The 6,305-nt window shown below is 63.5% G+C and carries 6 protein-coding genes; 2 read left to right on the plus strand and 4 right to left on the minus strand.

The annotated features are described in order from the left end of the window. Window positions 1-21: 21 nt before the first annotated feature. Window positions 22-264, plus strand: coding sequence for a hypothetical protein (locus EBB59_RS14110; protein WP_147455601.1), 243 nt, complete (start codon window positions 22-24; stop codon window positions 262-264). Window positions 265-811: 547 nt separating this feature from the next. Here EBB59_RS14110 and xerC read toward each other — a convergent pair. Together xerC and EBB59_RS12905 are read right to left on the minus strand one after the other, a co-directional pair. Further along, entirely contained in the window at window positions 812-1,900 is a 1,089-nt protein-coding gene (gene xerC, locus EBB59_RS12900) for a site-specific tyrosine recombinase XerC (RefSeq protein WP_122102558.1), read from the minus strand. After that, window positions 1,900-4,962, minus strand: a complete 3,063-nt coding sequence (locus tag EBB59_RS12905; protein WP_122102559.1) for a CHC2 zinc finger domain-containing protein — start codon at window positions 4,960-4,962, stop codon at window positions 1,900-1,902. Before EBB59_RS12905 ends, xerC begins: the two co-directional genes overlap by 1 nt. A gap of 142 nt (window positions 4,963-5,104) precedes the next feature. On the opposite strand from EBB59_RS12905, the gene EBB59_RS12910 reads away from it, so the two are divergent. Then, complete coding sequence (locus EBB59_RS12910; RefSeq protein WP_122102560.1) at window positions 5,105-5,485, plus strand: helix-turn-helix domain-containing protein; 381 nt, start codon at window positions 5,105-5,107, stop codon at window positions 5,483-5,485. A 33-nt stretch (window positions 5,486-5,518) separates the two neighbouring features. On the opposite strand, the gene EBB59_RS13595 is transcribed toward EBB59_RS12910, so the two are convergent. Further along, on the minus strand, window positions 5,519-5,869 hold the full coding sequence (locus EBB59_RS13595) for a hypothetical protein (RefSeq protein ID WP_147455602.1): 351 nt from the start codon (window positions 5,867-5,869) through the stop codon (window positions 5,519-5,521). Further along, the coding region (locus tag EBB59_RS13940) for an RHS repeat-associated core domain-containing protein (protein ID WP_211327758.1) at window positions 5,862-6,305 on the minus strand (444 nt) is incomplete at its 5' end. The genes EBB59_RS13940 and EBB59_RS13595, both read right to left, overlap by 8 nt.

Below are 6,305 nucleotides of genomic sequence, written 5' to 3' on the forward strand. Positions count from 1 at the left end.
GCATAAACAGTTCGCCCTGACGTGGGTCGTCGTACCCAGCGGCGTTTTTCCTTGATGCGGCAAGGGCTTAGCTGTGCTGCGGCCATTGAGGCGGGTTCCCCGGTTCGCAAAATTTCCTTGAGGCGACTTTCCGCCCGCAACCATGCCGCGTCAAGCGCCGATGCCGCGAAGCGGCGTGGCTTCAAAGGTCTGCCCGGCGGCGGTTTTTTCTTAGTCGCCGGCGCTTGCTTCGACCACCGCGATGCCGAAGCGGCGTCGGCTTGAACCGCGCAGCGGTTAAGCCGCGCCGCCTCGTATGCGTGGGCGTGCGAGCGCTCTTGCTCTTGCGTGTGCGCGCAGCGCTCGCGCGGCTGTGTGGGCGTGCGCAGCACGCGCACTGCGCGCACAGGGACGTGCGCGCCGGAGCACCACAATGTTTGGGCCACGCGGCCCCGGCGCGCAGCGCCGGCAGGCCAGCCAACATGAACGCAGATTATGCGAAGCGACGGGCTGGCGCGGCGCTTGCCGCGCATCGGCTCCCTGGCGCGCGGCCCTTGCGCAAGCGCCGTGACAGACCGGCGGTTTGCATAATCCGGCGTTATGTTGGGACTGCAACACGCGCAGCGTGTTGGGCCGCGTGGCGACGAGGGCGGCCATGGATGGCCGCAACGGGGTGATCGGTTGCCGAGACTACCGCTGTTGCTCGCCGGTTGGATCGCGAGGATGCGTGATGGGGCGATTCGGCGTCGGCTTGAACGCAGTTAAGCCGCGCCGCCGTTAAATCCCGCTGCCAACAACCCTATCCTGCACTAGTCATGGTGGCCTGTGCCCGTCAGTCCAGCACGCTGGACTCGCCGCCATCAGGGAGAGATTCCGAGCGCATCGTCGGGGGGTGCGCATCACCACAGCGCAGAAGTTTCCCCGCCGGATGCGTGGCCGCATGGATCCGCTGCAGCTTGTCGATGCTGACGTGGGTGTAGATCTCGGTCGTGGCCAGGTTCGCGTGGCCGAGCATGTCCTGGATGTAGCGGATGTCCGCGCCGTTCTCCAGCATGTGCGTCGCGCACGCATGCCGGAACAGGTGCGTCGCGCCGGGCTTGTCGATGCCGGCAAACGCCATGTACCGCTTCACCTTCTCCGCCAGCCACGCCGGCGGGATCGGCTCGCCGTAGTCGGTCACGAACAGCGCATCGGTGTCGGCCGCGAGCAACTGCGGCCGGGCTTCGGTCAGGTACTTGTCCAGCCACGCGGCCGCGCGTTCGCCCAGCGGCACCACCCGATCCCGTTTGCCCTTGCCCTCGCGCACGAACACCAGCATGCGGTTGAGGTCGACGTCATAGCGTTTGAGCGCCGGCAGTTCCATCCGCCGCAAGCCGGTCGCGTACAGCAGTTCCAGCATCGCCCGATCGCGCAGGCCGGCCGGCGTGGTGGGTTCCGCCTCGTGCAGGATCGCGTCGATATCACTCACCGCCAGCAAGGTGCGCGGCAGGCGCTTGGGTTGTTTCGGGAGCTGCAGTTCCGAGGCGGGATTAAACGCCAGATGCCGCTCGCGCGTGAGCCACTTGAACCAGGTCTTCAACGGCGCAAGACAGCCGTGCTGCGAGCCCAGCGTGAGCGGCGCGCCATCGGGCTTGCGATAGGTGAACAGGTGGCGCTGGTAGCGTTCCAGCACCGGCGCGGTGATCGCCCGTACATCGTCCAGCTCGCGCTCCGCGCACCACGCCACGAACCGCCGCAGCGCGATCCTGCGCGCCCGTGCCGTGTCGGCGCTGTAGCCGTGGGTCAACAGCCAGTCCAGGTGCGCATGCACGTAGCGCAGGAGCGGGTGGCCCGCGAGCGGATCGGGCGCACGCGTGCGCGGACCAGCGGGCTTCACCGGCGCCGGCTTGCGGGTCTTGAGGCGTTGGCCCTTGCGCGGCATCAGGCAAGCGCCGTTGCGCCGTTGTGGCTACGACGACGCGCCGGCTCGCGCGGCTCTGGAAGTGGATTTTCTTTAGAAGCAGCCACTAAAGAAGAAGAACCCGCGTCCGTGCTCGCGATCAGGGGGATTGCGGCACCGTGCAAGGTGGGTGCAAGCGGGGTGTTTTTGGGGTGCAAGGTGGGTGCGAGGTTCGCCGTTTGGGGTGCAAGGTTCGCTGTCGTACCCATGGACTCCAGCGCCGCCACGTCGATCAAGCCGATCAGTTGCGGCATGTCCAACGTCACATCGCCATCGAACAGCAGTTCATAGACGAAGCGCTGGCCGTTCGCCCCGCGATGGATCAGCAGGTATTCCAGTTCCACTAGGCGTTCGACGTGCAGGCGCAACGCCGTGTCGGTGATGCCGGCAATAGCGCGCAACTCCTTCCGGGTGAAGCGCACGGCGGCACGCGGGATCGCCTGCTCGCGCATGCGCGTCTCGACCAATGCCACGACCGACGACAACACCCGCCGCGTCTGTGGCGGCAGTTCGTCAAGGCTACGGCCCAGCACTTCACCGGCCAAGCGGTTGGCCAGCGCGATATCGTCGCGGGTGACCTCGACGTACTCGATCGTGGCACCGGCGACGATGGCCGTTTTCACGGGCCGCTGGTGCTGATGCAGGAACGCGATCGCGTCGATCAAAGTCAGGTACTTGGCATGGTCGCGGCGCATGCGGGTGGACTCACTACGGAAGGTCAGCGCTTCGGCATAGGGGTTCACCACGGCGAGGGGTTTGAGCAAGGTCTGTGCGGCGCGGTGCACGGCGCGGATGCGATCAGCGTCCTTCCCCGCCAGCAGGCCCGCGAGCGTGCGCGCCTGCCGCTGCCGCGTATGGATCGCCGCCGTCTGCTCGCGGCTCTCGTTGATCGTCAGCACCACACAGCGATTGAGCAGTTCTTCGTCCAGGTCGATGGCCGTGGTCGTCAGCACCAGCATCACCGGGCCTTCCACCCGGTATTCCTCAGTGACCAGCTTCCCGGTCGTGGGGTCTTTGCCAGTGCTGGCGATGGTGAGTTCGCCCTGCGACTGCAACAGCTTCAACGCATACGCCGCTTGCCGCACGCCTTCTTCCTCGGCGATGGCCAGGATTTTGTGCTTGAGGTCGCCTTCCCCGAGGTAAAACAGCGACTGCCCGGTCATCGCGCTGTAGTGCACGCGCTCACGCTCCGGCATCAGGCTCAACAGCGCATCCATCAGCGTCGATTTACCGGCCGCGCTGGTGGACTGGATCAGCACCGCCAGCGGTTTGTCCAACTTGCGCGACACCGCTGCCAGATAACCCACCAGCGCATTGCTGTCCTCGCCAACCACGCCCACCGACGCCACATCGGCCACAATGCGTTCGACCAGGCGCGGATCACGCAGCAGATCGAGCGCCGCTGCTTCCAGTTCCGGCGCGATCACCGGCGCTACTGTCGCTGGCATCAACGTCGTCTTGATCGCGTCATCCTGCAACGCTTCTAGCTGCAGCAGCACACGCCCCAGATCGGCGCGGATGATGTCCTCGCTCACGCCTAGCTCGACCGCCGCCTGCGTGGTGTAGGTGCCACGTGCTCGCGCCGCGTACAAGTCCAGCGTATCGACATAGAAGCGCTCGCCACTGGACACCAGCAGGTTCACCTTCAACGTGTCGTAGGCCAGGTTCTTCGCCAGCCCGCGCACCCGGTAGCGTCGCTCGCCCAGCGTCAACGTCACATCGCGTTCGCCGACCTCGACCGGCACCGGCGGCAACGTTGGCACCGGCGAAGCGGGCAATGCGAACGTCACGTCGATTGCGTTGGCGGCTTCTTCTTTAGCTGCGGCTTCGGCTTCGCGGTCAACAGCGGCGGCTAAGGGAAGATCGGATGACGCCGGCAGCGCCGCATCTTCTTCCCTGCTAACCGCTGTTGCTTCTGGCGCCACATCGCGCTGCGTGCGCGGTTTACCGGCACCCAACCATTCCGCTTTGCGGATCACCATGCCGAGGGATTTCGCCGCCGGTATCACCTTCAACGCGTACTCGTTCGCGTCCATGCCCTTCGGGAACTGGATGCGGTAGCACTCGATGCCGTCGGCCATCAACACCTCGGCCAGCTTCGCAGCGGCCGCATCACCGGCCGCGTCGCGGTCATAGGCGATCAGTACACGCTGGGTGCCTGTGTCGCGCAACGCGGCACGGTGTTCGTCGGTAAAGCCGTTCACGCCATAGGCGCACGTCACGTTGCGATAACCGGCCTGCCAGAACGTGAGCGCGTCCAGGAGGGATTCGCAGAGGATGATTTCCGGGTCGGCGAGGGCTTCGCGGTTGAACACGCCCGCATGCGGCCCTGGCAGGTACAGGTGTAGCGGCGTACCGGGCCGCAGGTTCGGCGTGATCTTGCGACCGTACACCTCGACCACATTGCCGCCGACATCGAACACCGGTACCACCAGCGAGCCGTTGAAGTGTTCGTGGCCCGATTCGCGCAGCACGCCAAGACGTTGCAGGCGCGAGCGCACCTCCGCGCCGGCCTTGCGGTTCTTCTCCGGCAACCGCAAGCCGAGCGTGCGGTTGGCAAAGCCCAGCTTGAAGCGGTCGATCAGGTCATTCGATGCAAGGCCGCGTGATTCCAGGTAGGCCAGCGCTTCCGGGCTTTGCTTCAACGTGGCGTGGTAATAGTCGATCACCTGTGCCAGCGCCGCGGCATCGTCAGCATCCGCTTCAACCGGCGCCGCCAGCTTCGGCACCGTCGCCTGCTTCACCACATGTCCGGTCAACGGCGCATCGTTGCGCAGCAGTTCCACCGCGTGCCGGAAGCTCACACCCTCCGCCCGCATCACCCAGTCGATCACCGTCCCGCCCGTTGCGCACGCACCCAGGCAGTGCCACAGGTTCTTCGCAGGCGATACGACCAATGACGGCGTGCGGTCGTCATGGAACGGGCAGCGGCCCAGCCAGTCCTTGCCGTGGCGTTCCAGCGTCACGCCCTTGGCCTCGACCAAGCGTTGCAGGGAGATCGAGGACTTGAGGCGTTCGACCTCGGCGTCAGGGATGCGGGCCATCGGCAATTTCTCCAAAACGTGTCAAGAGGCTTTTGGAAGAAAAACCTCAAAATGAATATACTCCGTTTCGGAGATATCACACAAGCCACCTCAAAACCGGGCCTACCGTATGCAGAACATCCGCTTCCCAACCCCACACGGCATGGCCATCTCCGACGACGAACGCGCCTTCTTCATCGCCCTTGGCCAGCGCATCGCCCAGCAGCGCAAGGCGTGCGGCATCACCCAGGTGCAACTGGCCGAACAGCTCGGCGTGTCACAGCAGGCCATGAACTCGTTCGAGAAGGGGCGGCGGCGCGTACCGGTGTCGTTGCTACCGGTCATCGCCCAGGCGTTGGACACCACGCTCGATGCGCTGGTCGCCGACAACGCGCCACCAGCGATGAAGTCAGCACCGAAGAAGCGCGGACCACAGAAGAAGATTAGGCAACAGCTCGAACAGATCGAAGCCTTGCCCGTCGCCAAGCAGCGCGTCGTCAGTCAGATGATCGATGCCATGTTGCAAGCCAACGCCAGCGGCTAAACAAGAAGCCCCGCACATGGCGGGGCTTTTTTCTTACGGGATTTGCGAAGGCGATCTATAGCCACCTCTTTCTGGAAGGGCTTTGCCATCATTGGCATATCCCGTCCAACCACCTGCCTTCTCTCCTTGGGAATAAAGAGCCTTTGATCGTAGTTGCCCACCTTGAGCGGCGAACTGGCTCCCATTCTTGACACGCAAATCCTTACTCACGCACACCTTCATAAGCCCGTACTCGCTCCAAGCCTCATAAGCAATTTCGTTGCCAGCTGGGCAGTAAAAATCTTTCTGCTGGTCTAAAACGAGCCTGTCCTTTTCACGGTCACCGCATCCGACCATAAGTGCAGCGGAAACCAGCAGCAGGCATAGCTTGGAAATTTCATTCATGACCCGGCCTTGCAGTGGGAATTCTCGGCCGCGTTTCATAAGGCCACTGACCGCCAGCCTGATCAATCACTCCACGCGCGAAACCTTGGCAATCATTTAAGCCCGGCACGAATATTCCTAGGGATTGACCCGGCTTGATCAGCTGATTGACTTTGTTTTCATCAGCACCCTCAACGGTTTTGCACTGACGATCACCGTTATTTGGCCGATCCGAATGATCTGTCGTGCCTACTTTTGCGCCGAGAAAATCATACTGATTCCCTGCATTTGCCCCAGCGGCAGGAGTGCCCATGCCTGCAGACTGGGTTCCCGTGGTGACCCAATAGTGGTGTGCAGGAACCTTGCCATTAAAAGCAGGGTCACGACACACCATGACTTGGAGTCCATACGGATCAATCCAACTAATTGGGTTGCCACCGACATAGGCATACGTATT

This window comes from Solilutibacter pythonis, from assembly GCF_003697345.1.
Classification (GTDB): domain Bacteria; phylum Pseudomonadota; class Gammaproteobacteria; order Xanthomonadales; family Xanthomonadaceae; genus Solilutibacter; species Solilutibacter pythonis.